At 36.1% G+C, this 26,674-nt stretch carries 22 protein-coding genes and 5 pseudogenes; 4 read left to right on the top strand and 23 right to left on the bottom strand.

The genetic code is table 11. From position 1 onward, the window contains the following. Nucleotides 1-68 precede the first annotated feature (68 nt). Together MORIYA_RS17590 and MORIYA_RS17585 are read right to left on the bottom strand one after the other, a co-directional pair. Nucleotides 69-1,280 (bottom strand): type II toxin-antitoxin system HipA family toxin, encoded by a 1,212-nt coding sequence (locus MORIYA_RS17590; RefSeq protein WP_112717264.1) that lies wholly within the window; start codon nt 1,278-1,280, stop codon nt 69-71. Further along, entirely contained in the window at nt 1,280-1,534 is a 255-nt protein-coding gene (locus MORIYA_RS17585; protein WP_112717262.1) for a helix-turn-helix domain-containing protein, read from the bottom strand. The genes MORIYA_RS17590 and MORIYA_RS17585 overlap by 1 nt, the downstream gene beginning before the upstream one ends. Nucleotides 1,535-1,782: 248 nt before the next feature. Between MORIYA_RS17585 and MORIYA_RS21845 the strand changes: the two genes are divergently transcribed. Beyond that, nucleotides 1,783-1,869 (top strand): HepT-like ribonuclease domain-containing protein, encoded by an 87-nt coding sequence (locus tag MORIYA_RS21845; RefSeq protein WP_112717260.1) that lies wholly within the window; start codon nt 1,783-1,785, stop codon nt 1,867-1,869. A gap of 73 nt (nt 1,870-1,942) precedes the next feature. On the opposite strand, the gene galE is transcribed toward MORIYA_RS21845, so the two are convergent. Together galE and wecA are read right to left on the bottom strand one after the other, a co-directional pair. Further along, nucleotides 1,943-2,956, bottom strand: coding sequence for a UDP-glucose 4-epimerase GalE (gene galE / locus MORIYA_RS17575; RefSeq protein ID WP_112717258.1), 1,014 nt, complete (start codon nt 2,954-2,956; stop codon nt 1,943-1,945). A 34-nt stretch (nt 2,957-2,990) separates the two neighbouring features. Continuing rightward, nucleotides 2,991-4,076 (bottom strand): UDP-N-acetylglucosamine--undecaprenyl-phosphate N-acetylglucosaminephosphotransferase, encoded by a 1,086-nt coding sequence (wecA, locus tag MORIYA_RS17570; RefSeq protein WP_112717256.1) that lies wholly within the window; start codon nt 4,074-4,076, stop codon nt 2,991-2,993. A 428-nt stretch (nt 4,077-4,504) separates the two neighbouring features. Here wecA and MORIYA_RS17565 point away from each other — a divergent pair, with 428 nt between their 5' ends. Beyond that, nucleotides 4,505-5,023 (top strand): YdcF family protein, encoded by a 519-nt coding sequence (locus MORIYA_RS17565; protein WP_112717254.1) that lies wholly within the window; start codon nt 4,505-4,507, stop codon nt 5,021-5,023. On the opposite strand, the gene MORIYA_RS17560 is transcribed toward MORIYA_RS17565, so the two are convergent. From MORIYA_RS17560 to MORIYA_RS17530, 7 genes and pseudogenes are all read right to left on the bottom strand, one after another. Beyond that, complete coding sequence (locus tag MORIYA_RS17560) at nt 5,003-5,779, bottom strand: glycosyltransferase family 2 protein (RefSeq protein WP_112717252.1); 777 nt, start codon at nt 5,777-5,779, stop codon at nt 5,003-5,005. The two genes, MORIYA_RS17565 and MORIYA_RS17560, sit on opposite strands and share 21 nt — an antisense overlap. 4 nt (nt 5,780-5,783) lie before the next feature. Further along, complete coding sequence (gene rfbC / locus MORIYA_RS17555) at nt 5,784-6,323, bottom strand: dTDP-4-dehydrorhamnose 3,5-epimerase (protein WP_112717250.1); 540 nt, start codon at nt 6,321-6,323, stop codon at nt 5,784-5,786. Nucleotides 6,324-6,350: 27 nt separating this feature from the next. After that, nucleotides 6,351-7,229, bottom strand: a complete 879-nt coding sequence (gene rfbD / locus MORIYA_RS17550; RefSeq protein WP_112717248.1) for a dTDP-4-dehydrorhamnose reductase — start codon at nt 7,227-7,229, stop codon at nt 6,351-6,353. A 9-nt stretch (nt 7,230-7,238) separates the two neighbouring features. Then, complete coding sequence (gene rfbA / locus MORIYA_RS17545; protein ID WP_112717246.1) at nt 7,239-8,117, bottom strand: glucose-1-phosphate thymidylyltransferase RfbA; 879 nt, start codon at nt 8,115-8,117, stop codon at nt 7,239-7,241. Beyond that, complete coding sequence (rfbB, locus tag MORIYA_RS17540; RefSeq protein WP_112717244.1) at nt 8,117-9,193, bottom strand: dTDP-glucose 4,6-dehydratase; 1,077 nt, start codon at nt 9,191-9,193, stop codon at nt 8,117-8,119. The genes rfbA and rfbB overlap by 1 nt, the downstream gene beginning before the upstream one ends. An 81-nt stretch (nt 9,194-9,274) precedes the next feature. Continuing rightward, nucleotides 9,275-9,704 (bottom strand): annotated as a pseudogene (locus MORIYA_RS21470) (ISAs1 family transposase); the annotation flags it as partial. A gap of 47 nt (nt 9,705-9,751) precedes the next feature. Continuing rightward, nucleotides 9,752-10,588 (bottom strand): annotated as a pseudogene (locus MORIYA_RS17530) (IS5 family transposase); the annotation flags it as partial. Between the two features lie 11 nt (nt 10,589-10,599). Between MORIYA_RS17530 and MORIYA_RS17525 the strand changes: the two are divergent. Then, nucleotides 10,600-10,839, top strand: a pseudogene (locus MORIYA_RS17525) (IS66 family transposase); the annotation flags it as partial. A 325-nt stretch (nt 10,840-11,164) separates the two neighbouring features. On the opposite strand, the gene MORIYA_RS17520 reads toward MORIYA_RS17525, so the two are convergent. Further along, nucleotides 11,165-12,199, bottom strand: a complete 1,035-nt coding sequence (locus MORIYA_RS17520) for an IS110 family RNA-guided transposase (RefSeq protein WP_112712331.1) — start codon at nt 12,197-12,199, stop codon at nt 11,165-11,167. 96 nt (nt 12,200-12,295) lie between these two features. Here MORIYA_RS17520 and MORIYA_RS17515 point away from each other — a divergent pair. Then, a pseudogene (locus tag MORIYA_RS17515) lies at nt 12,296-12,727 on the top strand (IS66 family transposase); the annotation flags it as partial. Nucleotides 12,728-12,780: 53 nt separating this feature from the next. Here MORIYA_RS17515 and MORIYA_RS17510 read toward each other — a convergent pair. From MORIYA_RS17510 to MORIYA_RS17460, 11 genes and pseudogenes are all read right to left on the bottom strand, one after another. Continuing rightward, a complete protein-coding gene (locus MORIYA_RS17510) occupies nt 12,781-13,839 on the bottom strand; it encodes a glycosyltransferase family 4 protein (RefSeq protein ID WP_112717238.1) in 1,059 nt (352 codons plus the stop codon). Nucleotides 13,840-13,850: 11 nt separating this feature from the next. After that, nucleotides 13,851-15,011 carry an EpsG family protein gene (locus MORIYA_RS17505; RefSeq protein WP_112717236.1) on the bottom strand — a complete coding sequence of 387 codons (1,161 nt, stop codon included), beginning with the start codon at nt 15,009-15,011 and terminating at the stop codon, nt 13,851-13,853. After that, nucleotides 14,941-15,936 (bottom strand): glycosyltransferase family protein, encoded by a 996-nt coding sequence (locus MORIYA_RS17500; RefSeq protein WP_112717234.1) that lies wholly within the window; start codon nt 15,934-15,936, stop codon nt 14,941-14,943. Before MORIYA_RS17500 ends, MORIYA_RS17505 begins: the two co-directional genes overlap by 71 nt. A 64-nt stretch (nt 15,937-16,000) precedes the next feature. Further along, on the bottom strand, nt 16,001-17,110 hold the full coding sequence (locus MORIYA_RS17495; RefSeq protein ID WP_112717232.1) for a glycosyltransferase: 1,110 nt from the start codon (nt 17,108-17,110) through the stop codon (nt 16,001-16,003). 21 nt (nt 17,111-17,131) lie between these two features. Continuing rightward, the gene (locus MORIYA_RS17490; RefSeq protein WP_112717230.1) at nt 17,132-18,277 is read right to left on the bottom strand and encodes a hypothetical protein; all 1,146 of its coding nucleotides are present in this window, start codon (nt 18,275-18,277) and stop codon (nt 17,132-17,134) included. A gap of 133 nt (nt 18,278-18,410) precedes the next feature. After that, a complete protein-coding gene (locus MORIYA_RS17485; protein WP_162629288.1) occupies nt 18,411-19,616 on the bottom strand; it encodes a polysaccharide pyruvyl transferase family protein in 1,206 nt (401 codons plus the stop codon). 7 nt (nt 19,617-19,623) lie between these two features. Further along, nucleotides 19,624-20,754, bottom strand: a complete 1,131-nt coding sequence (gene wecB / locus MORIYA_RS17480; protein WP_112717227.1) for a non-hydrolyzing UDP-N-acetylglucosamine 2-epimerase — start codon at nt 20,752-20,754, stop codon at nt 19,624-19,626. A 198-nt stretch (nt 20,755-20,952) separates the two neighbouring features. After that, nucleotides 20,953-22,008 carry a Wzz/FepE/Etk N-terminal domain-containing protein gene (locus MORIYA_RS17475; RefSeq protein WP_232011663.1) on the bottom strand — a complete coding sequence of 352 codons (1,056 nt, stop codon included), beginning with the start codon at nt 22,006-22,008 and terminating at the stop codon, nt 20,953-20,955. Between the two features lie 10 nt (nt 22,009-22,018). Beyond that, nucleotides 22,019-23,200, bottom strand: coding sequence for an SLBB domain-containing protein (locus MORIYA_RS17470; RefSeq protein WP_112717225.1), 1,182 nt, complete (start codon nt 23,198-23,200; stop codon nt 22,019-22,021). Nucleotides 23,201-23,266: 66 nt separating this feature from the next. Continuing rightward, nucleotides 23,267-24,374, bottom strand: a pseudogene (locus MORIYA_RS17465) (ISAs1 family transposase). A gap of 444 nt (nt 24,375-24,818) precedes the next feature. After that, the gene (locus MORIYA_RS17460) at nt 24,819-26,438 is read right to left on the bottom strand and encodes an IS1634 family transposase (RefSeq protein WP_112714498.1); all 1,620 of its coding nucleotides are present in this window, start codon (nt 26,436-26,438) and stop codon (nt 24,819-24,821) included. Between the last annotated feature and the right edge of the window lie 236 nt (nt 26,439-26,674).

Here is a 26,674-nt window from a genome sequence, read left to right as displayed (position 1 = left end):
TCCCTGTAGATTAATAAGTTTGATTTAGAGTAAAAGAGCACGGTTTAGTTATCTAAATACTGTCTTCCTTAAGTAAATTTACGTTTTTTATCATGTCGGTATGTACCTCTGGTAAAACTAACCGACATGACTTTAGCAACTGACACCTCAATAGATTGACGTAATCCAACAAATAATTTAATTTCATTACTCTTGGTTAAATAATCCAAAATACCGGCAGCCAAATGATCAATAATCTGCTCTGCATCGCGCATTTTAAAGTCACCGCATTGAGCTAATTTAATCAACTCCGCCTTATCTGGAAATACTTTACTGCCCGCTAATTTTAATGCCATTTTATTATCAATTGTGTCATAAATCAGCGTATGGGTAATATCAAAAGGCGGCGAGACAAACACCTTTTTCATATCAGGGGTATATTGCAATGCAAAGTTTTTAAGATGAGCATCACCATTACCAATAAGACAATTAAATACGATTAACTTATACATCTTTTTTACTTCATTTAAGTTGTCGGTATATAAATGCGTGGCTTTGAGTAAGGTTTCATAACTACCTGTATATTTGGAGTCCGGATTGTTTGGCTTTTTCAGTAGTGTTGTAAAGTCTTCATAACCTAACGAGGCATTATCCTCTTTATCGAAACGTTCAATGACAAAGGTTTCTAAATTTTCAGATAAATAGGTCCTTGGCGGATTTAGTCCACAATATTCTGCCGCTTGCATACATACAAATTCATTCACCGTTAACAAATCAAATGCTTCATCAAATGATTTCACGATAAGATCTTTTTGCTGCAATGTCCTATCTGTTCTTGGAATACTTACTTTTGGCTGCACACCCGACAAGGCATTGCGTAAATAATATTGATTCAATAACTTTGGGAACAAGGGCTCTGGACTTGAATAAGATAAAATCTCATCAATTGATACAGCATCGACTTGTGGTAACTGTAACTCACTTTTATAAGTCAGCATGCCCACACCATTAGCTTCTTGTAAAGCAAGTAAATACATATCATTGACATTGGCATAACGCGCCAGTTTTTCCGCTATATAACGACGGTTAAAACCTTCAGGTAAATTTTGACGAAATATGGGGTGTAATGCACCCGATTTGTAGCCATCTAAATGCGGTTTGGTCATTGTCAAAGATACGTGTTGTTGCGTTTGTATCGGTTGATAATGATGAATAGAACCCTGGGTTAATAGACCAAGTTCGATGTTATTCGCATAAATGTGGATGCGCTCTATTTTGGGCGGTAATTTTGATAAGATCATTATTCATCCCCAAACAAAGTATCAAGTTCATCCCAGTCCGGTAATTGACGTTTTTTAGGCTCTACCGTTAATTGTAAATCAAGCGCATCAAGGTAGCGCTCTAAAATATCCAAAGAACCACTAAACTTACCATTTTCAATTTGCGAGAGTGTCGATTTATTAATACCAGTTGTTGCAGCCAGCTGTTTCTGCGTTAAATTAAGCTCTTTTCTTGCTAACGCAATTTTACTGCCATTGTTCTTTCTTCGGCTCATTACAATCTATCCATCAGTATTACTATATACAAACCTAGGGTTTAGTATATAGCAAACAATTGGAGATACAAACATGGATATTACTATATAGTAAACAAATACAGTGCATACTTGTCAATTAGAAGGATAATAACCAGACTAGGCTACATAGCTGCACACGATCATCAAGAATTAGGTTACAAATATCATCTTTTGGCGCAAGCACTGGTGCAAGCAAATTTACCAAGTAGCCCCAACAAGTGCGTATCATGCGCAATGCGCTGGTTCATGATTATCTCAACATCGATCACGAAATTATTGAACATCTACTCAAAACAAAAAAATATCAGTCGTGATTGGTATTACATTACTCGCACAACATAAAGTCCTACCAATGGCATTAGCTGCTGGCTATTTAGAGCTTACGGTTTATAGCTTATAACCATCGGGGTTATTTGCTTGCCAACGCCAGGCATCAGCGGTCATATCGCTAATACTGCGCTGTGCTTTCCAGCCTAACTCGCGCTCGGCCAGATCGGTAGCGGCATAACACTGGGCAATATCACCTGCACGGCGTGGTGATATTTGATAAGCGATGGTTTTACCCGATGCTTGTTCAAAGGCTTTCACCATCTGTAATACGCTATAACCTTGGCCTGTGCCTAAGTTATACGTCACCAACCCGGGATTAGTCATTAGCTTGTCTAGCGCTTTTAAATGCCCTACAGCTAGATCAACCACGTGAATGTAATCACGTACGCCGGTGCCATCCACGGTAGCATAGTCATCACCAAATACGCTTAAAGTTTTAAGTTTACCCACCGCCACTTGCGAGATATATGGCATTAAGTTGTTAGGGATATCATTGGGATCTTCACCAATCAGGCCACTGTCGTGTGCACCCACTGGGTTGAAGTAACGTAACCGGGCAATGTTCCAGCTGTTGTCAGACTTATACAAGTCGGCGAGTATTTCTTCGACCATTAACTTAGAACGACCATAAGGGTTAGTGGCCGAGGTTGGGAAACTTTCATCAATTGGCACCGACGCCGGATCGCCATACACAGTCGCAGACGAACTAAATACAAAGTTCTTCACATTGTGCGCGCTCATCACTTCTAAAATATTAATTGTCGCCGCAATGTTATTACGGTAATAAGTTAATGGGATCTGATTCGACTCTCCAACCGCTTTTAAACCGGCAAAGTGGATCACCGCGTTAATATCATGTTCGGTAAAAATACGGGTTAATACTTCACTATCCAGCACATCACCACAGTAGAACTTAACCGCTTTACCGGTGATCGTTTTAACACGGCTTAATGATTCTTCACTTGAATTACACAGATTATCAATCACCACCACGTCTTGATTGCTGTTTAATAATTCCAATACGGTGTGGCTGCCGATATAACCGGCGCCGCCGGTGACTAAAATTGCCATAATACTTTCCTGTAATGTATTTTAATCCGATACGTCAATCAACATAATTTTTATCAATATTATTATTGTTACGCTGTGCTTTACGCCAAGCACGGTATTTGGCTGTGATCACCCAAACTTTAGAGAGTAATAATTGGTAGATAAAGAAGCATACTAAGAACAACGCCAGCATGATGTATTCAGGTATACCCACGATCTCGGCATAGATACCAAACGCCGCGTAGGCGATTGCAATAGCACAGATAGCACATAATATTTGGGTGTTGTTCAGACCCAAGCGTTGGAAAATATGGTGTAGATGTTCACGATCGGGTTTAAAGGGTGAGTCACCTCGGCGAATACGACGGATCATGATCGCAGCCATATCCATTAGCGGTACAGCAATTAGCCACAGCGCCGTGACCGGACGTAATAGCGCGTCACCTTGTTGTGATGACAGTAATAGAAACCAGATCACGGTAAAGCCAATCAACATACTACCCGCGTCACCCATAAATACTTTACGTTCACGGCCTAACAAACCTAAGTTGAACAGGACATAAGGTAGAATAATGACAATAAGCACCAGGCATAAATAAGCCAGATTGCTTTGTCCGCCAATGCTAAGCACAAAACCTAAGCCACCCAGGGTGACCATAGATAATCCACCCAGCAGACCGTCAATACCATCGACCATATTAAAAGCATTAATCGCCCCGACAACCGCGATGACAGTGACAAGATAACCCGCGACACCAAGATCAATATCACCAAAGCCCAGCATGTTACCTAAGGTATGCAACTGAATATCGGCCACAAACATCATCGCAACGGATAATCCAGCCTGTATAACAAAGCGAATTTTAAAACTCAGATCAAATTTATCATCTAATGCCCCAACCAGGGTAAGGATAAAAATTGACAGCATGAATAAACGGTGGTTGGGCAGCAATTCTGGATGATTAAACAAAAAATACATAAAGGAAATACAGATAGTAATACCACCGACGAGTGGGACCGCACCATTGTGGTGTTTTCGTTCATTGGGCTTATCAACTAAACCTATTTCTTTGGCTATTTTACGCATCATGAATAATGTAGCTAAAGAAAAAAAGAAAACAAAACCGAGTTCGATGAACATGTTTTTTATAACCTTGATTAATTCGAAATTTAGTAGGCATACTTGATATAGCAATATACCTGAATGAAAGTATTAATGAGTGGACACAGATATAGTTACAGGAAGGAAACGCGTACCGTAACCTGCCGCAGGAAATAGACATTTATCATCATGGCATTGACCTATTATTGAATTGTAATCTTTTTATTTAAAATAAAATATTACAAATTTGAGACAGTTCGCAGAACACAAAATGTCTCAGTTAAAAATTAAAGCATTGAAATTAAGTTACTATTAGAAATAGATCTAAAAACAATGACGATTGGAATTCAAAGGAAAGCCGTAGCGAGATTAATTTTATAAAAATAAGTGTCTAGCTACTTATTTATCACTTTGTAGCCATACTTCAATAGAGTGTATTATAATTAAGCTTTAACGCAGATTAAATAATGAATGCAGATGTAATTATCGTTCTAGGCGCAAAGATAATGCCTTCGGGAAGGCCAACCCAACAACTATACAACAGAGTTATAAAATCAGTGAGTCTATACAATTTAGGTTATGCAAAACATATCATTATGGCTGGAGGTATAGCTCAATCACTCACATCGGAAGCAAAAGTCATGAAGTCAATTGCAGTCGAATATGGAGTCCCTGAAAATAGTATTATAACGGATGAATTATCACTTAACACATTTGAAAATGCAGTAAACTCTGTAGATATAATGAATACACATAAATGGAATAGTGCCATTTTAGTTAGTGATTCTTATCATTTAACTAGAGCTATTCTACTCTTCAGAGTATTTGGTAAATCAGTAATAGGAATGTCTCAAGATGAAGGTAGGGGTAACATAAACAAATGGGTATGGTGCTACTATCACCTCAAAGAGACACCTGCGACTTTATGGTGCATAATAAAATTATTATTCTACAATATAGAAAATTTAATCAATCGAGCTTTTTGAATTAGTTAATTTTACTTTAGTCATTAAAAAACGAATAACACTGCTCACATGCCAATAAAAATGTTTAGAAAATATAGATCTATTTGCATGTTCAGCTAAGTGCTGCATTTTAATTTCAGGGTGAAATATTATTGGTTCACCCAACAGTGAACTTCTATAGCAAATATCAATATCTTCACAATACATAAAATATCCCTCATCAAACCCTTTCAAAAGACTGTAATGAGATGCTTTAAAAGCTAAGAAAGACCCCGCAGCCCAATCAACTTGAATCGGATTAGTTACAGTGCCCTTATCGATAATAGCTGAGTTACCAAGTCCAACAAATGATTTAATAAATTGTGAAAGACTAGGGAAATTACGGATAGAGTTATCTGGTAAGATAAACTTCTCATCTTTAAATAAGTTAACACTAGCCATTTTCACTTCATTTTTTGACATGTAGTGAACTAACTTATCAATCTGCTGTAGATCAGAAATAAGATCAGGATTAAAGACAATGAAAAAATCATGTTCATTCATATCTAGAGTTTTTTTACAATATGAATATACAACATTATTATTATGTCCAAAACCGATACCATACTGTTCATCAATATATTGGATCCGGTTCTGCTCTAAGTATGGGATCAGAGTTCGCTCTTCTAGATTCAATTTAACAACAACAGTAAATTTTTTAGCTAAAGTAGCTAAGCATGATAGCTGTTTGATTAACTCACCATGTCCATGTGAAACAACTGAAATGAAAACTGACATTAAATTAAAGCCCCACTGCGATACTAAATTTTACAGCATTAGCATCTTTTTTTGAAAGTAGGGGCTCAAGCGTGAGTGGCCATTCAATAGCTAGGTCAGGATCATTCCACAATATAGAATGTTCTGATTCAGGATTATAATAATCCGTACACTTATAGACAAATTCAGCTTCATCACTTGTAACGTAAAAACCGTGTGCAAAGCCCTCAGGGACCCATAACTGACGTTTGTTTTCTGCCGATAAATAAACACCAACCCACTGACCATAAGTAGCAGAATTTTTTCTAACATCAACTGCTACATCAAACACTTCACCTAAAGTAACCCGTACTAGTTTACCTTGAGTATTTTCAGTTTGGTAATGTAATCCTCTCAAAATACCTTTTGTCGATTTAGAGTGATTGTCTTGCACAAAAGTACGTTTAGCTATTTTTTCTTCAAACTCTTTTTGCTGCCAGGTTTCCATAAAGAAACCACGCTCATCACCAAATACGTTTGGTTCAATAATTTTCACTTCAGGAATATTGGTATCAATTACATTCATTTCAACTACTCTTATATAATACTATTGTTACGCATAGTGCTTAACGCGGCTTAACGCAGCTTGCCAATCACTAGCTTCAATCCCAAACGATTCAACCATTTTATTTGTGGCTAATTTAGAATTCGCAGGGCGTTTAGCTGGCGTCGGATAATCCGCTGTAGAAATACTGCTAAGAGCAGGGGTTTTATCAAATATGTCTTGTTCTTTTGCAGAGTTAAAAATTGTTTCAGCAAACTCAAACCAACTAACGTGCGGAAAACCAGAAAAATGATATATGCCATATTCAACAGGTTTATTTGTCTCAATTTGAGTGGCAATTTCAATTAAAGCCCCTGCGATGTCTCCGGCATAGGTCGGACCACCAAACTGATCGCCAACAATACTTAATGCATCTCTATCTTTACCTAGGCGAAGCATCGTTTTAACAAAGTTATTACCATGTTCACCAAATACCCAAGCTGTTCTTAAAATAATGTGCTTATCACAAGCAGCAACAACGGCTAATTCACCAGCAAGCTTACTATGCCCGTAGATACTTTGTGGTTCGGTTAGATCTTCAGGGTGATACTCACCGTCTTTATCTCCTGAAAATACATAATCCGTAGATATATGTAACATTGCAGCATTTATCTTTTGTGCTGATTCTGCCAGATACTTAGGCCCATCACGATTGATCTTGAATGAGAGCTCAACTTCTTTTTCTGCATTATCAACGGCAGTATGGGCTGCGGCGTTAATAATTACATTTGGATTAAATTTAAGAACAATCTTATTGACAGCCGCAGCGTCTGTAATATCCAAATCCTCTCGGCTTAATGCGAGTACGACTGTATTTTCTTTTATATTTAGCTGCTCAGTTAAACAATGTCCAACTTGACCGTTACAACCTGTAATCAATACCCGCATATTTCTAATTTACCTTTTCTGAGATTCGTCAATTAAACGTTTTAAATATTGTCCATATTCGTTCTTCATCATTGACTTGGCTATTTCGAGAACTTGTTCGTTACTTAACCAGCCATTACGCCATGATATTTCTTCTAAACAAGCAATCTTTAGTCCTTGAATATGCTCAATGGTTTGCACGAAAGACGATGCTTCATGTAAACTTTCATGAGTACCAGTATCCAACCAAACAAATCCTCGACCTAATAATTCGACATTCAACGAATTATCATTTAAATACATTTCATTAATACTAGTTATTTCTAATTCACCACGATGTGATGGTTTAACTTGTTTTGCGAAGTCTACCACACGATTATCATAAAAATACAACCCAGTTACGGCATAGTTAGATTTAGGTTCTAGTGGTTTTTCTTCAATTGAAATAGCTCGCATATTTTCATCGAATTCAACAACACCGAAACGCTGTGGATCTTTAACTTGATAACCAAATACAGTTGAGCCCTCTTTTCGATTCACTGCATTTTTCAATATATTGGTAAATGATTGGCCATAAAAGATATTATCACCTAATACTAAACAGCAATTATCACCACCAATAAAATCTTCACCAATAATAAATGCCTGCGCTAAACCATCAGGACTCGGTTGTACTGCGTACTCTAAGTTAATGCCAAAATCGGAACCATCACCTAATAAACGTTTAAAACTTTCTTTATCTTCAGGTGTAGTGATAATGAGTATGTCTCTAATCCCAGCTAACATTAATGTTGACAGCGGGTAGAAGATCATAGGCTTGTCATAAACAGGAAGTAACTGTTTTGATACACCACGTGTGAGTGGATATAAACGAGTACCAGAACCGCCAGCTAAAATGATACCTTTCATTATTTATTATCCTCTGTAAATACACCTAAACGTTCACCTGCATATGAACCATCAAGTACGCGAGACCACCACTGTTTGTTATCTAAATACCATTCCACTGTTTTGCGAATACCGCTTTCAAATGTTTCTTCTGGTTTCCAGTTTAATTCACGCTCTATTTTACTTGCATCAATAGCGTAACGCACATCGTGACCAGGGCGGTCCAATACATAAGTAATTAAATCTTGATATTTAGCAACCCCATCAGGTTTCACAGGTACTAATTCTTCAAGTAACTGGCAGATAGTTTTAACAACATCAATATTAGCTTTTTCATTGTGCCCGCCAATATTATAAGTTTCACCGACTTCACCTTCAGTCACAACCTTATACAATGCTCGAGCATGGTCTTCAACAAACAACCAATCACGAATTTGTTGTCCATCACCATATACAGGTAAAGCTTTACCTGCTAATGCATTTAAAATAACGAGGGGAATTAACTTCTCTGGAAAATGATAAGGCCCATAATTGTTTGAACAATTAGTGATGATTGTTGGTAAACCGTAAGTACGTTGCCAAGCTCGAACAAGGTGATCGCTTGAAGCTTTTGATGCTGAGTAAGGTGAACTTGGCGCGTAAGGCGTATCCTCCGTGAATAAGTCCTCTGGACCATCTAAATCGCCATAAACCTCATCTGTTGAGATGTGGTGAAAACGAAATGCAGCCTTTTTATCTGTATCTAATGTATTCCAATAAGCACGCGTAGCTTCAAGTAATGTATAAGTACCAACAATGTTGGTTTCAATAAAAGCTGCTGGACCATCAATTGAACGATCTACATGGGATTCTGCAGCTAAATGCATCACAGCATCTGGCTGGCACTCAGAGAAAATGCGTTCCAGCTCAACTGCATTACAAATATCGGCATATTCAAAAAAATATCTAGTATTAGATTCTATATTAGAGAGTGACTCTAAGTTACCTGCATAAGTCAAGTTATCTAAATTGACTACACTATGATTTGTATTATTTATAATATATCGAATGACTGCTGAACCAATAAAACCAGCTCCACCCGTAATCAGTATTTTCATATTTCAACTCTAGTTAATAAATAAAATTATAAAACATTTTTAATGGTTATAGCTAGCTCCACGGAAAAATCATGAATAACCCTAACTAAGGCTTGCGAGAACAAGTAAAAGATAACTTTCATTCATCGCACTCTTCATTCTCTTTCTTTTCACACTCGCTTTAAAACTCTTTTCATTTTTCAGCAAGTTCAAACTCATTTGTCTGATCCTTGCAAAGCTCTCCGCACGTTCGTCTGCTCGAATTCGTGAATCATCTTCTCTAAAAGCAGTATCAAGCGACCAATGCATCGATTCTACTAACCAATGAGAACGTGTCGATTCCAATAATGTTCAAACATCTAATTGCTTAGAGCTAATATAAAATCGAATCGCAAGGTCATCTTCTGTTGCGGCTTCAACACCTTTTTGTCTTATCGAAACAACAATGCCCATACTTTTTTAATTCTGGCCACCGCGAGGCTAAATCACCTAAAACAGAAAGGTCTTCGTTGACTAATGATAATCGGCGTTGTTGATCAAATCAGTTAGAGGTTTGATCATCCCCTTTTTTATTACATTCTAAATACTTGTGTTTCTTTCAGGCATACCCAGTCTAATGACTTTATTGATCGCTTTAACATTGGCATAGACTTCACCGACTTGAGCATTGTAAGACCGAAGTGATAACGTTCCGCTTGTGAGCATTTTATACCGATACATCGCAGTTTCCGATAACGATCTATCGTGTTAGCCAGTATCGACTTTCCACTGTTTCACTCCACCCGCTTTGAGTGCTATTACAGCTTCATTTCTCGCATGTCCAGCTTCCCACAATCCAGCACTTTTTAGTGGTGGGATAAGTGGTTTTATCTTTTTTTTATTAAGTATTTTATGACTCTCTTTTGTGTCGTACGTACCATCACCTGAGACTTCTGAAATACGTCGACGTAGAGGGTTGATCAACGAAGGTAGTACTTCACTGTCACCAACATTAACAAGCGTCATTTCAACAGAAATAATTTCATGAGTATCAACATCGACCGCCATATGTAACTTGCGCCACGTTCGACGCTTTTCACTGCCGTGCTTCTTAACCTTCCATTCGCCTTCGCCAAACACTTTTAAGCCCGTTGAATCGATGGCGATATGTCGGATAGCACCTCTCGATGGGTTACGATATTTTATTTAAACCGTTTTGGCTCGTTTACTTATGCTCAAACAATTGGGACTACGCAGTGGAACATTCATCAGAGAAAAAATGGAATCGATAAAGCCTTGTAATGAGCGTATGTATGGCAGAGAAAACACGCCTTTCACTATTAATGCAGTTTCAATCGCCACGTCAGAGAATTGAAATCCTCGACCACGCTTTCCGTGATGTTTAGTGCAAGTCCATGCCTCGATGGCAGATTCGTCGTAAGCGTTCACCAGACATACCACTCACAAATAATGAAGCTGAGCGGTGTATTCGAGGTAGCGTTATTTTACGTAAAATTAGTTACGGCACGAGTTCAGAACGCGGCGACCAATTTCGTTCGCGTGTATTATCAGTTGTTGAAACCTGCAAGAAGCGAAAGCTATCGGCATTAAGCGTGATCTCAACGATCGAGGGTGCAGTCATACGACGAGAACCTTATCCTGATGTCTTCGATTTTGATAAAACCTAAATACAACCTACCTCTGGTGAACGTGTATGGACACAACCTCTATTGCAAGTAAAATTTCAATGAAAATGAAGGTATGACTGCTCACGTGTATTCGGTTTCTTAAATAATGCTTTTATTTAGCATCGAACCTCAATGGCTTCATTCGCACACTAGATCCCAATCGCTTACACGAGTTATTAACTCTTCGCTCAGTTAGGGTTTTTCTAGTGATGGTTTAACCTATTTTCCATCTCTCTTTTACTTTTGCAATTTTTAAATAATGTGCTTACTATTTGTAACCTAAGTATTACCTACAACTTCGAATATGAAAATTATTTTAATACAATCAACCAGCGGCCAATGTTTCTGTGTATTCGGTGTCGTTAGCAACTAACGCCCATGAAATTCGTGCTAATTTGTTAGCAAGTGCAACGATAACAACATTAGGGTGTTTTTTTTCACTCAAGTGTTTTATCCATAAACTTAAAGGGTCTGTCTTATCTTTGACATGACGAAAAGCTGCTCTAGCGCCATGAACTAATAATTTTCTTAAATAACCATCACCTCGCTTACTAATGCCGAGTAAATTAGCACGCCCACCTGTGCTGTATTGCCTAGGAACCAAGCCTAAAGATGCTGCAAAATCTCTGCCTTTCTTAAAGTGCTTACCATCACCAAGTGCCATTAACAATGCACTACAGACCAAAGGACCAATCCCGATAATTTTCATCAACTTTTTTCCTATGGGATTAGTTGCAACATTATTTTTAATTTGTGCTGTCAGTAAATCAATTCTTTCATCTACAAGAATTAAATCTTCCTGGAGCGTGAGCAACAAAGCCCTAAAATCAAATGTTAAACCGTTGTCGGATTCTTCTAACCACATTGGTATCGCTTTTCGTAAATAAGCGATACCAATAGGCGCTACAATGCCGTATTCACTGACGAGCCCTCTGATTTGGTTTGATTTTGCAGTTCTGTGGCAAATTAATTCTTCACGAACACGATGCTTAGATTGAATATCTTGTTGCTCAACTGTTTTTATATTAACAAAGCGCATATTAGGTCGGCTGATTGCTTCACAAATGGCTTCAGCGTCAACTTTGTCATTTTTGTTTGTTTTAACATAAGGTTTAACAAATTGAGCGGCTATTAATTTAACACTGTAACCAAGTGCTGTGAGCTCTCTTGCCCAATAATTAGCTGAACCACAAGCTTCCATGCCGATTACCGCGGTTGTTGGTACTCGTTTCACAATCGCCTTCAACCAAGTGGTGCGATTGTATTTTCCTTGCCAAACTATTGTTTCATTCTCATCAATAGCATGAATATGAAACACGTTTTTTGCCAAATCAACACCAACTCTAATTATATTTTTCATAATATGTCACCTATGATAAATAAAATTCACCTGCTTACAGCCTACACCATAATCAACAGCGCGAAAGGGTGAGGCGGTGTCCATTCCATTGCTTACGTTTTTAGGACTCAGCATCGATATGAAAATAATCAATTAACTGCCCATCAATATCAAAGACGAATGCGTCGATTACGGCAAAGTTTCAATTTTTTATTGCAAAAAGGAATGAAAACACCTTGTAAACGTTACGTCGGTCGATGTAAATTTATCTTAAAGCATGAGCCGAGTTTATGGGTATTTTTATCATCCCCAGATATACCGCTTACAAATAATGAAGCTGAACGGTGTATTCGAGGTAGCGTTATTTTACGTAAAATTAGTTACGGCACGAGTTCAGAGCGCGGCGACCAATTTCGTTCGCGTGTATTATCTGTAGTTGAAACCTGCAAGAAGCGAAAGCTATCGGCATTAAGCGTGATCTCAACGATCGTAGGTGCAGTCATACGACGAGAACCCTATCCTGATGTCTTCGATTTCGCTAAAACCTAAATACAACCGACCTCTGGTGAACGGTTACCATAATTTACCCTAGTATGGCCAATTTATTCTATTAAATTTGCATAAGTTAATGCATAGCTATCTACCATTTTATCTACAGTAAGCTCTACTTGATACTTATCATACAAACACTTTGAATAATGGATCAGATTTTTCTCACAATGAGAAATCGCAAACTCTAATGATTCTAGATTATCTAAATCAAAAAAAGAGACTTCTTGTTCGGAAAATACCTCAACCGTTATATCTATTCGAGAACAAATACAAGGCAATCTAATAGAGGCAGCTTCAAGAAGAGCCAGAGGAAAACCTTCCCCTCTAGACGGAAGAATAAAGGCATCTAATTCCATCATAAATTGAGAAACATCACTGATAAAACCACTGAAATGAACCCTATCAAAAACCAACTCATCTTTTGCTAATTGAATCAAAGAATCATGTTCCGGCCCAGAACCTGCTATATAAAAATGGACGTGGGGGAGCTTAAAAAGAGTTCGAATAACTTGTTCAAGACCTTTTCTTTTAGTTAACAAACAGGCGGTTCCAATTTTAAATTTGGAAGTTGACTTTTGAGATGAGATCACAGGATGCAAAGAACTACTATTTTTAAAGTTTCTTCCATTGTAGATGTAAGAGATTCGTTTATTTATCAACCTCTTTTGATAAAAAGATTTCATCGCTTTAGATAAACAAACGACTTCATCGTGCATGGAGAGTCCAATACGCCAGCAAAAACTAACAACATAAGCCTTAAATATCGAATCATAATCATACCGAAGGTTTACTACATCTTTCTGATGAAGTGTAGTAATACATTTTGGAGTGTTATTAAATATATTTAATAATTTATAGCGAAAAACAAAAATATCTGGGATAAACATATGGCTGTGAATAATATCAAATGAAGATAAGTCACATGAAGAAAAAAAACTTATTTTTGTGGTTTTAACCGTTAAAGATATTTTATCGCAGTCAACATCCTTAAAATAAAAAACCTCTATGGAATCAAAAAGTTCTCTTCTAATAGCGGAAGTGATAATCTCAGCAGCAACTATGTTAGGACCTTTTTGCGCAAGTGACGGCAATATATAACAAACTTTCACGGATACACCTTTTATAAAATACCAAAACTAAAACCATCTAACATTTTTTTTATATATATATTAATAAATAACATAATAAAACAATACAAAACAGCCGGAAAAAACTGTATTCGAGGTTTGAGCTTTAAATGAAAAATAATATATGGAATAATAATTAATTCTAAAACACTTGTTATTGATGTAATCCTGGCTGCAAAGATAGCAATATCAGCAAACAGAATAAGCCAACAGGCTGAAAAAGATAAAAAAACATATGAAACATAAACAAGATTATTCTCTAATATAGATTGCCGAAAATACACATGAATGACGAATAAAATAAAAAGAAGCTTTATCAACATGGGGTTCATAAGCCCTAATGAATAGTTGTACTCATCCCAGTTAATGTAACCTGCGACAGCAGGAGGTAGAATTTCATATCCTAGGAGAATATCAAATAAAATTTTATGAAATGAAATCATGTTCAGATATAAACACAACACTAAGGAAAATAAGACAAACTTAACAATTTTCTTTCTACCTATAAATTTAATCACAATTAATGGAACAATTACAATAATCGCTGAAAAATGAGAACCAACGGCTAATAAAAAAGATAAATAACTACTCTTTTTCTTTTTATCCATCAAAAAACTAGCGCCTAAAAGGACAAAAGCAGTAGCTAATCCAGCTCTTATCTGAATTACTTCTTTATTTAAATACGGGTGAGCGAAATACAGCGCCATAGATAAAAATAATAATGGAGAACGCTTAAATAATACATATACAGTAATAGAAATTGATAGCAATGATATAAATGAATAAACAATTTGAACATCATCGAATAAACTATTTAAAAAAACAATTAACAAAGAGAAAACTGGTTCTTTGTAGTCCATATTTTTTGTATCAAAAAATTCATTTATACCACCGATACCATTAATCATATCGACATAATTTATATAATCTGGTGATGTAATGTTGAACCCCGCTAAAAAATACAAAATGTATATAACAGGCATTATAATTATAAGACGATAATTTTTATTTAGTCCAAAATAAAACTCATAGCTTGCGACTAACAATAAAAAAATTAAAAACAACATTAAAAACAACATAAGCTTACAAACTAATTTTTGATATAATATTTTGATAATGTTTTCTGTTATAGTAATCAGAAAACGCCGTTTCATAATCTACAACCAAATCATCTACTGACATTCCATTATTGTAATTAGTCATTATCGCTTTTACGATATTATCAATAGACGTCATATTTTCATAAATAACAGCATTACTTAAATTTAAACAAGACTCGAAGTCATGGATCACATTGGTCATTATAGGTTTAGTTCCAACTGAAAGATAAGTACTTAGCTTTGTTGGAGTTGCCACATTATTAACCACATTGTCATCACGCACTAAAAAACCATAATGGCACTTGGAAATTTTATAATCTATTTCTTCCAATGAAGACCTACTTATGGTTACATTCTTAACTCCTATATTTTTTACCATTTTTTTTGCTTCTTCGACATCAAAGGTGTACAAAAAAAATTGAGAATCACTGTGTATATCATTTAACCTTTTAAATATTTCAAGAGTCTGTTCTACACATTGCCATTTGTGTAGACTTCCGGCATAAACGAAAGTTAAGTATTTATACTTATCAGCAGTTTCATAAATGATATCTTTGTTCATTTGCTTATTAAAGCAAGGAATGATAGTTTTATTAGTAATATGTATACGATATTTCTTCTGGTAATGGGTAACCATTGCAGTAGAAACAAAAAAATTCCATGATGATAACTTTAAGGAAATAAATTCAAAAAAAGACCAGTAGTAATACCTAAACCTACTTTCAAAGACCATTAAAGCCTCCTCTGGAACGACTCCCTGATACCAAGTAATAACTCTTTTCAATGGATATCTAAGCTTAATAAAAACAAGACTTTTGGCATCTATAACCAGTACATTATCATGGTGTTTAATATCTTTTAATGAATAAAAATACCCGATAAAATCACAGTCTATACCGCCAATTAACATTTCAATGTAATATTCTGTAGCTTCATTTAGATAATCTTTTTTTGGCAAATATACGCTTATATTTTTCATTGACAATCCAAATCCACTTCAAATAAACCTTTAAACTTGATAACAATCTCACGAGCGCTTACTTTCATTTCTTCTCACTCTTTGCATTTAGCAAAATTTTATCTACAATATCGGACCAGCTTTCTGCCACCAAATTTTTACTCTTTATTTTATCACTCTGCATAATTCTGTCACTCAATGTATTACTTTCATCGTAAAATATTACACTATCTTTGTACTTAATGACTTCTTGAATAGGGGATGATATTACTTTTAAACCAAGGGCTACATATTCATGCATTTTTATTGGATTAACTGCATCTGTAATATTATTTTTAATAAATGGAATAATACCGACATCAAACCCATCAAAAATACTTGGTATATATTTGTAATCTACTTTACCAAGGAAGATAATGTTATTTTCACTCAACAGTAATGAAAATTTACTTTTCACACTAGGTGCAACGATACCAGCAATATAAAAAAGAGAGTCTACATTCTCTTTTGCGGCCTGCTCAACAGAATCAAAATCAAACCAACTATCAATAGCTCCAAAATACACTATTTTTTTCATTTTAATACGATTAGAAAAATGCTTTACATCAACAGAATTCGGAGAATAACATGAATTTTTGGCATTAACAGGCTTAAGGATATCTGCGCTGTATAGGCACAAGTCAGATTTTTTAATTAAATATTCATGATTATCTCGATCTGAAGCTTTTGTTTCAAAAAGAGAAAAGTCATCAAAAATATCATAAATTAAAAGTGCATCATGAAACTGATTTTTGAACTTTTCGGCGATACTTTTATGGAAGGGGTAACAGCTATAAATATATTTCACATTAGGAAGAGAAATGGGCCAATCTTTATAGTGGTTATATAAAAAAACACCTTCTTCAATTTCTTTTATACCATAGACTTCTTGATCAGGTTGAACACCTGAATATGGAGCGATACAATATACAACTTTAAATCCCTTCCTAGCCAATTCTTTGGCGAAGTTTTGAGGTCTCTGATGGAATATGGACCATGGAGTTTGCTGCCCAACAAATAAAAAAACCTTTTCATTTTCATCGAATGGCCAAGAATAACATCCCGACTTCCACTTTTTATCAAAAAAAGTCAAAAGTCCATATAACTTAAGCTTTCTAAGAATCCTAAAAAAAAGTTGGGAAAATTTATTTTTCATTCTACTTTACTCTGTGGTTAACTACATAAAAGAAGATTTATATTTCATTATAAATATAAATCTATAGCAAAAAGAAGACAAGTAAGCTAATAACGCGGCATACGCATAGATGAGCTCATTATTACCATCATGAAAAACGGCAACAAAAACAAGAGACAAAAGAAAACCTATGCAATTAGAGTACAAGTTATGGATAGGTTTACTAATATAATTTATCAGTACAGATAACGAACCAGAAAGCATTAAAAATGTCATTGCAACAACGGAATATAAATATACTGGTTCACTAAATAGGTTTATCTTCTCACCTAGATAATATGGCTTAATTAACTCAACTGAAATAAAAGTAACAAAAACACTCAGAATAATTATACTAACGGCTGTAAATAAAAATTTAATAAGTGAAGGTTGTTGTTTGTAAAACATATCCTGTAAGTACATATATATGATGCTACTAACTACAATAAAAAACATTAATACTCGGTAATTTAAACTATACAAAAGCATTTCTTGCTCGGAAGACTCGAGATAGCGAAAAAGGTTTAATATTAACAAGGAAATCACAGCATTAGGTATTAATGGTAAGGAATATTTTACAAAATAAATCGGTATAGTTACTTTAAAATAAAAATAATTATTTTTTGAAAAGATCAAACTAGTAACAAACCATACACCAGTATATGCTCCAAGAACAAAAACTAACCTTGCATTATAAATACTCAGAAAGAAGCACAAAACGAAGATTAAAACAGCAGGAATCAACTCTGACAATAAGAACTTACTATTATTCTCACATATCCGAGCATCCATTTTATTTAAATAAATTTTAAATTGTAACCAAGAAAAAATAATTACCAATAGATACTTGACATCTACAAAATCAAAAAAAACAAATAAACTGGAAACAAAAAATGAAAGGTAATAAATAAAATTAATAAAGTGAGATATAGAATCATAAGAAGCATCTTTATCCCCGCTTTTTATAGCAAAGTGATAAAATGCATCAACAAGGCACAAACTGATTAATGGTAGAGCAATTCCTGATGTTACCATTATATAATCGAAAAGCACATATTCATCGGAAGAGAGTGAACCTATAATAAAAGCTATTGAAAACATAGAGATAGCTTTTGGAGCAAAACCTCCTATAATATAAGACTTAAACATTGGGCTTCAAACCTATTAAAAAACGATTTCATTCATGATAATGGGAATTATTTAGTCAAAACAAGCACAGGCTTAGATTTGACTAAACATAATAATACGCAACAGAAACATCGATCTAAACGTACAATTCTAATTATCTAATTGCATTATTTATAGCTTCAAAGTTTTTATTAACGTAAGCCTCTACATCATAATTTGTCGGTTTTGACAATAGTTCAACAACTTTACTTGACGACTCCTCAGTAGACTCGTCATCAAGTTGAATAATATTCTCTTTGATGTCGAGATCATCAAACATTCCCGTCAATTTATGACCAATACCTTCAATATTAACACCAACAGGATTTACTCCGGCTAGTAAACCAAAAATTAAACCATGATAACGTGTTGAAATTAAACCTTTAGAATCTTGATAAATTTTGATAAGTTCTCTTTCAGTGAAAACTCGAGGTTCAACAATCACATCGCAATTATTTTTAAAATATTTGTCTTTTAACTCATAATGAATATTGCTATCAAACTCACTGTTTTTTTCGTCAAACGAGGTTACTTGACTCAATAAATATACTTTTGATTTTTTATCACTTATCAGCTTGGTAATTGTTTTTACAAAAAACTCAATCTGTTTCTTGTACATAACATCACTTACTTCGTAACCACCTGAAGCCAAGACTTTCCTTAAATTAACGACATAATAATCACTACTATCAACTGCAAGCTTATTTATAGGGGACGGATCACTATCCATAAAAAAAGCCATATCTATCGCAGAAACTACATCTTTATAGTGTTTTTTTGCTGACAATGCCGACTTTGATTCCCTTGTAATAACAAAATCTAATGAATCAAATACCTTTTTAATGACACGATCGGCTTTGTTAAAAGGTCCTACTGATTGACACAAAATACCTGTTTTTATCCCACATTTTTTAGCTTCAACTATTGGTTGGTATATATGTTGGAGTCGCAATTTATTTCTTACTTTCTCATGTAGTGAGGAATCTTTCGAAAATAGAAAGTGCCCGCCGATAGAAATAACTAAGTCATATTTCTCTTTTTGTAAGAATAAATTGACATTATGATCTCGCATAGTTATCAATCGAGAAAGCTTATTAATTTTATTTAAATTTCGACTGGGTATATCCACTACTTCAATACCATAGTTAGAATAAAACCCCCTAGCTCTGACGGAATAGTCATGATCAGAACTCAAGAAATTTGCAAATACAACATCTGCATCTGGATATATCTTTTCTAATAGCTTTTTGGCTCCCAGACATATTGCTGAATCGCCTTTGTTATAATCTGCATATGCGTACAGTGCTAATATTTTTTTCATTTTCATCCTAAATTGATTTGTATAAATAATCTAATATTTTCAAACATGCTTTCCCATCCCCGTAAGGGTTATGAGATACACTCATTTTTTTATATGCATCTTTATTTGTTAACAATTCGTTTAAGTTTGAAACTAATGCATCAACTTCAGTACCGACTAATTTAACAGTACCCGCTTCAACGGCCTCTGGACGCTCTGTTGTATCTCGCATAACCAATACAGGTTTGCCTAGCGAAGGTGCTTCTTCTTGAATACCACCAGAATCGGTTAAAATTATATTCGCGCGTCCCATTAAATAGATAAATGGCAGATATTGTTGTGGTTCAATTAAGAAAATATTATCAATACCAGCAAGGATACGATTAACCGGTTCGCGTACATTAGGGTTTAGATGCATTGGATATACAATCTGCGTTTCAGGATGTGCTTTTGCTGTTATAGCTAACGCTTTGCAAATTCGCTCAAAACCACCACCGAAGCTTTCACGACGATGGCCTGTCACTAGGATCAACTTCTTATTTTCATCTAAAAATGGGAACGATGCTGACAAAGTAATATTCAAATCAGCATCATTATCGACCTTATCTTTCATCATTAACAATGCATCGATAACGGTATTACCTGTCACTAAAATATTATCAGGATTAAAATTTTCTTTAAGTAAGTTTTCTTTCGACGTTTCAGTAGGGGCAAAGTGATACTTAGTCAAAGCACCCGTTAACTTACGGTTACCTTCTTCAGGCCAAGGCGAATAAATATTGCCTGTACGCAAACCTGCTTCAACATGACCAACATCGATTTGTTCGTAATAGGCTGCTAAACTTGCTGCGAATGTTGTCGCTGTATCACCATGCACTAATACCACATCTGGCTTAAATTCTTGCAGAATTGGTTTTAGCTCAAGTAAAATACGTGCAGTCACATCATTAAGCGTTTGTCCCGCTTTCATGATGTTTAAATCATAGTCTGGTGTAATTTCAAATAGCTCAAGTACTTGGTCTAACATTTCACGATGCTGGGCAGTCACACAACATTTCGCTTCAAATCGCTCATCAGCAGCCAGCGCATGAACCAGTGGTGCCATTTTAATCGCTTCAGGACGCGTACCGAAGACGGTCAAGACTTTCTTTTTTGACATGATAGACCTACGTTTATTTAAGAGTTAATAACTAAGATTTAATAACTAAGAATGGAAATACTTCAACAATAAAGCTCAGTAATATAAGTATTACTGAGCCAGTTTATATTCATAATGAGACAGATAGTTATGATTAACTATCTGTCATTGTTTGATTTGTTATGTTTTACTCTACAGGCTCCAATAGGTCCTTTTGCTTTAATCTTCCTTCCGAAACGCCCCACGCACTAACACAATCGCCACCGACAGCATTCCACCCAGCAACCCAGCCAACACCACAATCAGCGCACGTTTAGGTTTAACTTTATCTTCTGGCACTACCGCAGCATCCAGAGTTTTAAATACATATTCTTTGCGCACTTCGGCTAACATCAATGTTTTGGTTTGTTCTTCAATCAATTTATAAAACATTGTTTGCATGTCCGAAATCTGCGTTTTCGTTAATTGCGCTTGTAAAAATTCAATACTTGAATTCGTTTCTTGCAAGTCTGTCGCTTTCATCAAGGCATTAATATCTTGTACTAACCAGTCAACCCACTGCTTTGCCACAAAGGGTGAATAATGTTCAACAGCGAGTGTAATAAGGCCGGTGTCTTTTGTTTGAGAAAGACTAATTAACCCCTTAAACGCTTTATAAATTTGCCAATCAGTCGGTTCTAGTGTTTCACCATCATCATCTAACAACCATGTTTGGTTAACTTGATCATAAATTTCATCATCAATCACTAATGCGTTATTCGCTTCATCCCACTTAATTGCAGCCATGATCGGTAACGCTAGATCGTGTTTTTCGACAAACATTTTAACAAAACTGCGTGATTGCATAATTTCCATCGCGATCACACTTTTGTCGGCACTGCCACCACCAAGGTTGACCCCTGCGAGACTCGCAAGGCCACCAAACTGACCAGCTAAAGCGGCTAAACCACCGCCACCGCCTTCGCTTACAGCTGGAAATAATTTAGCTTCCGCTTTATATACATTCGGTTGCTTTAACGCATAACCTATACCTGCAATGGTGAATAACGCTGTTAATACGATAATTAACCACTTACCTTGCCAGATGGTGAGAAATAATTGTTTAAGATCGATTTCATCATCAGCAGGTGCAGCCATCTGTGGTGGATACATCACATATTGCATTTGCGGTTGCTGATTATCTTGCTGATTGTGTTGCTGATTAACTTGTTGAGTGTGCGGCACTTGATGGTTTACGTTATTATTAGCTGGATCAGTTGTATTATTAGCGTTCATTATACTTTTCCTATGGTTTGATTGCTTGAACAGCAACACCCATTTGATACAAGATTTCAGACGCGGCAGAGATAGTAGTAATACCGTCTAAGTATTCAGCATCGATTGGCAACACAATCGTATCACCTGGTTGTAATTCAACTGTACTACGCGTAAACCAAAATGAACTGTCTGCGACAGTAATGCTACCGTTGGCACGGATCACATACATGTGGTCGGTATCGGCTTGTGATTTAGAACCACCAGAACGCTGGATATAATCATGCAACGTTAGCTTATGGTTAAATACATGCGCGCTGGCGCTATACACCTCACCCACAACATTAATCACATTGCGCAGTGGTGGCACATACAAGATATCACCATCTTCCATCGCGACGTCGACACTCTCATCACCAGCCATAATGTCGGGTAAATCAATAATCAAGCGCCCTAATGCTTCAGTATTTGATAACTCATCGGCAATTTTCAACGCTTCTGTTGGACTACTTTGGTTACTCAATGTTTTTGAAGTTCGACGTAACGACATCGCAGAAATTTCTTTACGTAGGTTTTCAGCTAAGCGTGCATTACTTTCTTGTTCTGCAATTTTTAAACTCTCTCGTGATAACACCGCACCATCTGGATAAGCAAACTGAGTAAAACCGCCAGCCCGATTAATGACGTTTTCAATTGTTTCGCCGCGTTTAATGTTGTATTCACCGGGGAACATCACTTCACCCAACAACATAACTTTATTATTATCTGTCCAACCTGGTTTAGTATAAACAGTGGCAACGTCGGCATTATTTAACATAAAACGGCCTTGCGATAAGTTAACGTCTAGCTGTTCAAGCTGAACATGCGCAGTCGCTGTATTTAATCGACTGACTTCTATTTTGTCAGTATACGCTTTCGCCGACAAACCACCTGCAGCATCAATTAATTCTGTTAACGACATATTACTGGTTTTTGGGTATAGACCCGGAAAGCGTACATTACCACGAATTTCAACAATTTGAGGCTGCTCACCAAACTGCGCTTGCAGTTTTAATTTCGCTAAAATAGGCGCTAATAATATGTTTCGTATTTTCGCCGCTTGCGCCAATAATGACTCAACATTACCTAAATTGGTTTTGTCATTCGAACCAAAATTAGCGTTGTTATCCAACGTTTCAAACTCAAAATCGGTTACAATCTCATCTTGACGCACTGTTTCAGCGACTTTTTTATCAATTTGGCTAAAGATAATAATACGATCACGGGATTCTAGGCGAGATTACGAAGAACCGTTCCCAGTAAGGATCCGAGATAGGTACTCATTATTCCGCCCTGCCTTTGTTTGTTTTCTTTTTAGCCCTGCTTTGAACGATTTATCCGTGTTCAATAAATTTAATGTTGTATGTCTGACTACCGACAAGTTTTCACCACCTTCACCTCGTACCATCCTACATCTGTCTTCATTCATACCTACGTCTAGTCGCCAATGTAATTGCACTTCGATAGACCAATGCGAGCGTGTGGCTTCTAATAATTATTTTGCATTTAATTTGGCAGAACTAATGTAATATTTAGCGTGATATTTTGAGGGATAACATCTCCAACTTGACGTACGGAACCGATTATGCCTATCGTCGTTAACTCTGGCCATTCTAATGCTATATCACCAAGTACTGAAGTATCTTGTGTGACGGAAAGAAAATCGAGTTTCCTTCCGGCCATGACCTTTCTCTTGTGTACTGTAAGTATCTGCATCTGGGGCTTTCGTTAAATCAAAATGGAAATAATCATTAAATGCTTGCTCTAATCGACCTTGATTACCTTTCACTGCCAAAACATAGTTTGCGTCTTTTGATAAAATCTTACTTGCTATCTTTTTTTTGACAACCCATTGCATCCATTGTGACTAAACAACCACTAATATTCAATAGTTTAAGTAATTCAGGAATAGCCGTTATCTCATTATATTTTTCTGATGTTTTTACCTGACCTAACACAACTTGATTTGCAGCACTAAAAGCACTGACCATATGAATCAAACCCTTTCGCTTTGATTTATCGTAGCTGCCTTTAATTGTTTTTCCATCAATGGCTACCACATCACCTTTCGTAACCTTGTGACATTCTTTCATCCAAGTCGCAAAACAAGACTGCAAGCATTTGGCTATAGTGTCATGAACTGGAATACCACTTTCAAAGTCACCGTATGTCTTCAGCCACTCAAGATGATCAATTCCAAAATCTTCTATTTCTTCCCAGTCTTCTGCGCCACCAATAACTGCCGCAATGGTTAAAAACAGAATATCTGATAATTTATGCTCTATTTATCAAGCTTGGCGAGGGTCTCTTATGATTGATAATTGGCTCAAAAGGTCTAATCCATTCATTTTATTTTATTTTATTTTATTTTATTTTATTTTCAAAAGAGAGTATACGATCACAACCACATAGAACCGTCAAATCATTTAGAAAAATATTGCATACAATAAAAGATATCTATAAGATTAAATTAATTCCCATACTCTTTAAGCCTTTCCACATAAGGGTTTTTCATGATCTTGCCCTGACAAAAAAACACGCTACCGCCCTAAGGTTGCAGTACCCCAAGTCCGATATAATCCACGATTTTAATGTTATAAAAAATTAACTCATATAAAAAAGTATTAGGTAGTGACTTCACTACCTAATACTTTTTAGCACTAATGACTTAATTTCGAGGTGATAATCGCATAATCATTGGGGTCATTCAAGCAATAGGCGTACTCATAAAGCATTATTTTTTTAAAACTATAATGATACTAGGCAGTACATCCGACATTCCGCACCCCATTTTATGAATAAATCTGCTGATATGTCGGCCCCATACAATCAATAATTATTCGATGTCGCTCTTTAATATTCAGCACTAATTGCGGCTCTTCTGAGAGAGTTAAAATGTCGATACCTTGAAAGCAAAAGAAAACCCAACGGGCGGTAGGATTTTGACAGGGCTTATATTTTAAATTGGGAAAATATACGTCTTTAGTTCTCAACTCCTCTCGGATCTTATGCTCAAGTGCCGCGTATACCATCAAGCAACACGTCATGATCATCAGCAATGCCTCAATCCGCTCTGCCTTTTTTAAATATAATGACGATGTTAAAAAATCAGGACTTTTTAAGAATCTAAACCCTTTTTCCACACTTTGCTGTGACTTATATAGTTCAAGCATTTTGCTCATCGTTAACGTATCGCTACAATCATTTGTCGCTAACATGAATAACCCTTTTTCGGATAATTTACGTTCGCGAAAATTTAATTTTGAAGCAAGCAAACCGGTTACTTGATATTCATAACCATCCGGCTCTTGACCTGTTTTAGGTCGACCACTTTTAGTGAAAATTGGATGCTCAATAACGTCAATTTCACTCATTGACATACTGGCTTGAGATTTCATCCAGATACTCAGCATTTTCATTGCGTCAGCATGACAAGCAAAACGTTGTTTACTGAGTTTTTCCAGTGATTTTAATGCCGCAGTGGCGTCTTTTAGCATACGTTTATCTAATGTGTGTTGTTCACGTTTTTTTGCTTGTTCACTGAACACTAACAACCAACGCTGCTTAACATCACCGTAGTTTGAATCTATCCAGGTTGCGCTATAGCCATTTCCTAACTCAGTGAAATGGTAATTGTTTTGTTCTGATATGGCGTCTTTGACTAATTTTAACTTTTGCGGCGCTCTCGATATGAATAATTGGCCTTGTTCATCGAGAGATTGGATCGTTTCGGCGACATATAATGCAGCATCGCCAATGAAATAGCGGTTGTTATGGGCCGCTTTAAGACTTTTAACATGTTGCTTAACGATATTTTTAAAACCTTCATTATCGTTAATATTGCCACTTGCCGCCTGCATGTAGACGGGGATACCGGCCTGATTTTCAGTGATCAGGTTTAACACCACCTGATTCAATTCAGGGCGATGATCACGGCTGTAGCCTCGCACTAGTTGAATGGCTGCATTACCGTCTTCGTCTTTATATTCACCATCAACATGAATGCTTGTGGAGTCCAGATTAAGCCCTTCACACGGAAGCTTTAAATGTGAAATTGTACGGGCGGACAGTCCTTGAAATAGCTCGGAAACGCCAGTTTCATAGAGTTGGTCAAGACAGCGACCGAGTGCATCGTCATTAATATGCTCCGCTTTTACACCCTTACCAAGAAGGCGTTCGACAGGCCGTTCTGCAAAATATTCAGGATACATATGCAATGTTCTACCAACAAAACCGAGTCCATTTAAAATCATGGCTTCTACGAGTTGCCCGTATGAAATGTGCTTATCCTTACTTTGTTCGGGATGTGCGTCATCAATAAACTTGGCGATACCAATATCTTTGCACATGCCTGAAACTAAACCGAGGTGATCAAGACTCTTTGTTGAATATGATATGGTCATAATTTTCATCGCCCAAAGATAACTAATAGATCAAATATGGGGATCGCCGTCAAGCTTTTTTTTATTTCACGCGGGATTTAGCAATTTATGTATAACATCAACATTCACAAATACATCATGTCTACATTTGCATTGAACGTGTCGTTAAAAAGCGATAATTAATACCTATAATAGGGTGCGGAATGTCGGGTACATAGATTAAAATAAAATGAAATACTTTTACAACAAGATTTAATTATTACTTT

Source organism: Moritella yayanosii (genome assembly GCF_900465055.1).
GTDB lineage: Bacteria > Pseudomonadota > Gammaproteobacteria > Enterobacterales > Moritellaceae > Moritella > Moritella yayanosii.
This window is presented reverse-complemented; position numbering and strand designations above follow the sequence as displayed.

Bases quoted from the DNA above. Each gene is read 5' to 3' on its own strand.
- MORIYA_RS17495 (WP_112717232.1), bottom strand. From the start codon at position 17,110: ATGAAAAATAAATTTTCCCAACTTTTTTTTAGGATTCTTAGAAAGCTT.
- galE (WP_112717258.1), bottom strand. From the start codon at position 2,956: ATGGCAATTTTAGTCACCGGCGGCGCCGGTTATATCGGCAGCCACACC.
- rfbC (WP_112717250.1), bottom strand. From the start codon at position 6,323: ATGAATGTAATTGATACCAATATTCCTGAAGTGAAAATTATTGAACCA.
- MORIYA_RS17590 (WP_112717264.1), bottom strand. From the start codon at position 1,280: ATGATCTTATCAAAATTACCGCCCAAAATAGAGCGCATCCACATTTAT.
- MORIYA_RS17505 (WP_112717236.1), bottom strand. From the start codon at position 15,011: ATGAAACGGCGTTTTCTGATTACTATAACAGAAAACATTATCAAAATA.
- MORIYA_RS17490 (WP_112717230.1), bottom strand. From the start codon at position 18,277: ATGTTTAAGTCTTATATTATAGGAGGTTTTGCTCCAAAAGCTATCTCT.
- MORIYA_RS17565 (WP_112717254.1), top strand. From the start codon at position 4,505: ATGAATGCAGATGTAATTATCGTTCTAGGCGCAAAGATAATGCCTTCG.
- rfbB (WP_112717244.1), bottom strand. From the start codon at position 9,193: ATGAAAATACTGATTACGGGTGGAGCTGGTTTTATTGGTTCAGCAGTC.
- MORIYA_RS21845 (WP_112717260.1), top strand. From the start codon at position 1,783: ATGCGCAATGCGCTGGTTCATGATTATCTCAACATCGATCACGAAATT.
- MORIYA_RS17485 (WP_162629288.1), bottom strand. From the start codon at position 19,616: ATGAAAAAAATATTAGCACTGTACGCATATGCAGATTATAACAAAGGC.
- MORIYA_RS17585 (WP_112717262.1), bottom strand. From the start codon at position 1,534: ATGAGCCGAAGAAAGAACAATGGCAGTAAAATTGCGTTAGCAAGAAAA.
- MORIYA_RS17560 (WP_112717252.1), bottom strand. From the start codon at position 5,779: ATGTCAGTTTTCATTTCAGTTGTTTCACATGGACATGGTGAGTTAATC.
- rfbA (WP_112717246.1), bottom strand. From the start codon at position 8,117: ATGAAAGGTATCATTTTAGCTGGCGGTTCTGGTACTCGTTTATATCCA.
- rfbD (WP_112717248.1), bottom strand. From the start codon at position 7,229: ATGCGGGTATTGATTACAGGTTGTAACGGTCAAGTTGGACATTGTTTA.
- wecB (WP_112717227.1), bottom strand. From the start codon at position 20,754: ATGTCAAAAAAGAAAGTCTTGACCGTCTTCGGTACGCGTCCTGAAGCG.
- MORIYA_RS17500 (WP_112717234.1), bottom strand. From the start codon at position 15,936: ATGAAAAATATAAGCGTATATTTGCCAAAAAAAGATTATCTAAATGAA.
- MORIYA_RS17475 (WP_232011663.1), bottom strand. From the start codon at position 22,008: ATGAACGCTAATAATACAACTGATCCAGCTAATAATAACGTAAACCAT.
- wecA (WP_112717256.1), bottom strand. From the start codon at position 4,076: ATGTTCATCGAACTCGGTTTTGTTTTCTTTTTTTCTTTAGCTACATTA.
- MORIYA_RS17460 (WP_112714498.1), bottom strand. From the start codon at position 26,438: ATGAAAATTATGACCATATCATATTCAACAAAGAGTCTTGATCACCTC.
- MORIYA_RS17520 (WP_112712331.1), bottom strand. From the start codon at position 12,199: ATGAAAAATATAATTAGAGTTGGTGTTGATTTGGCAAAAAACGTGTTT.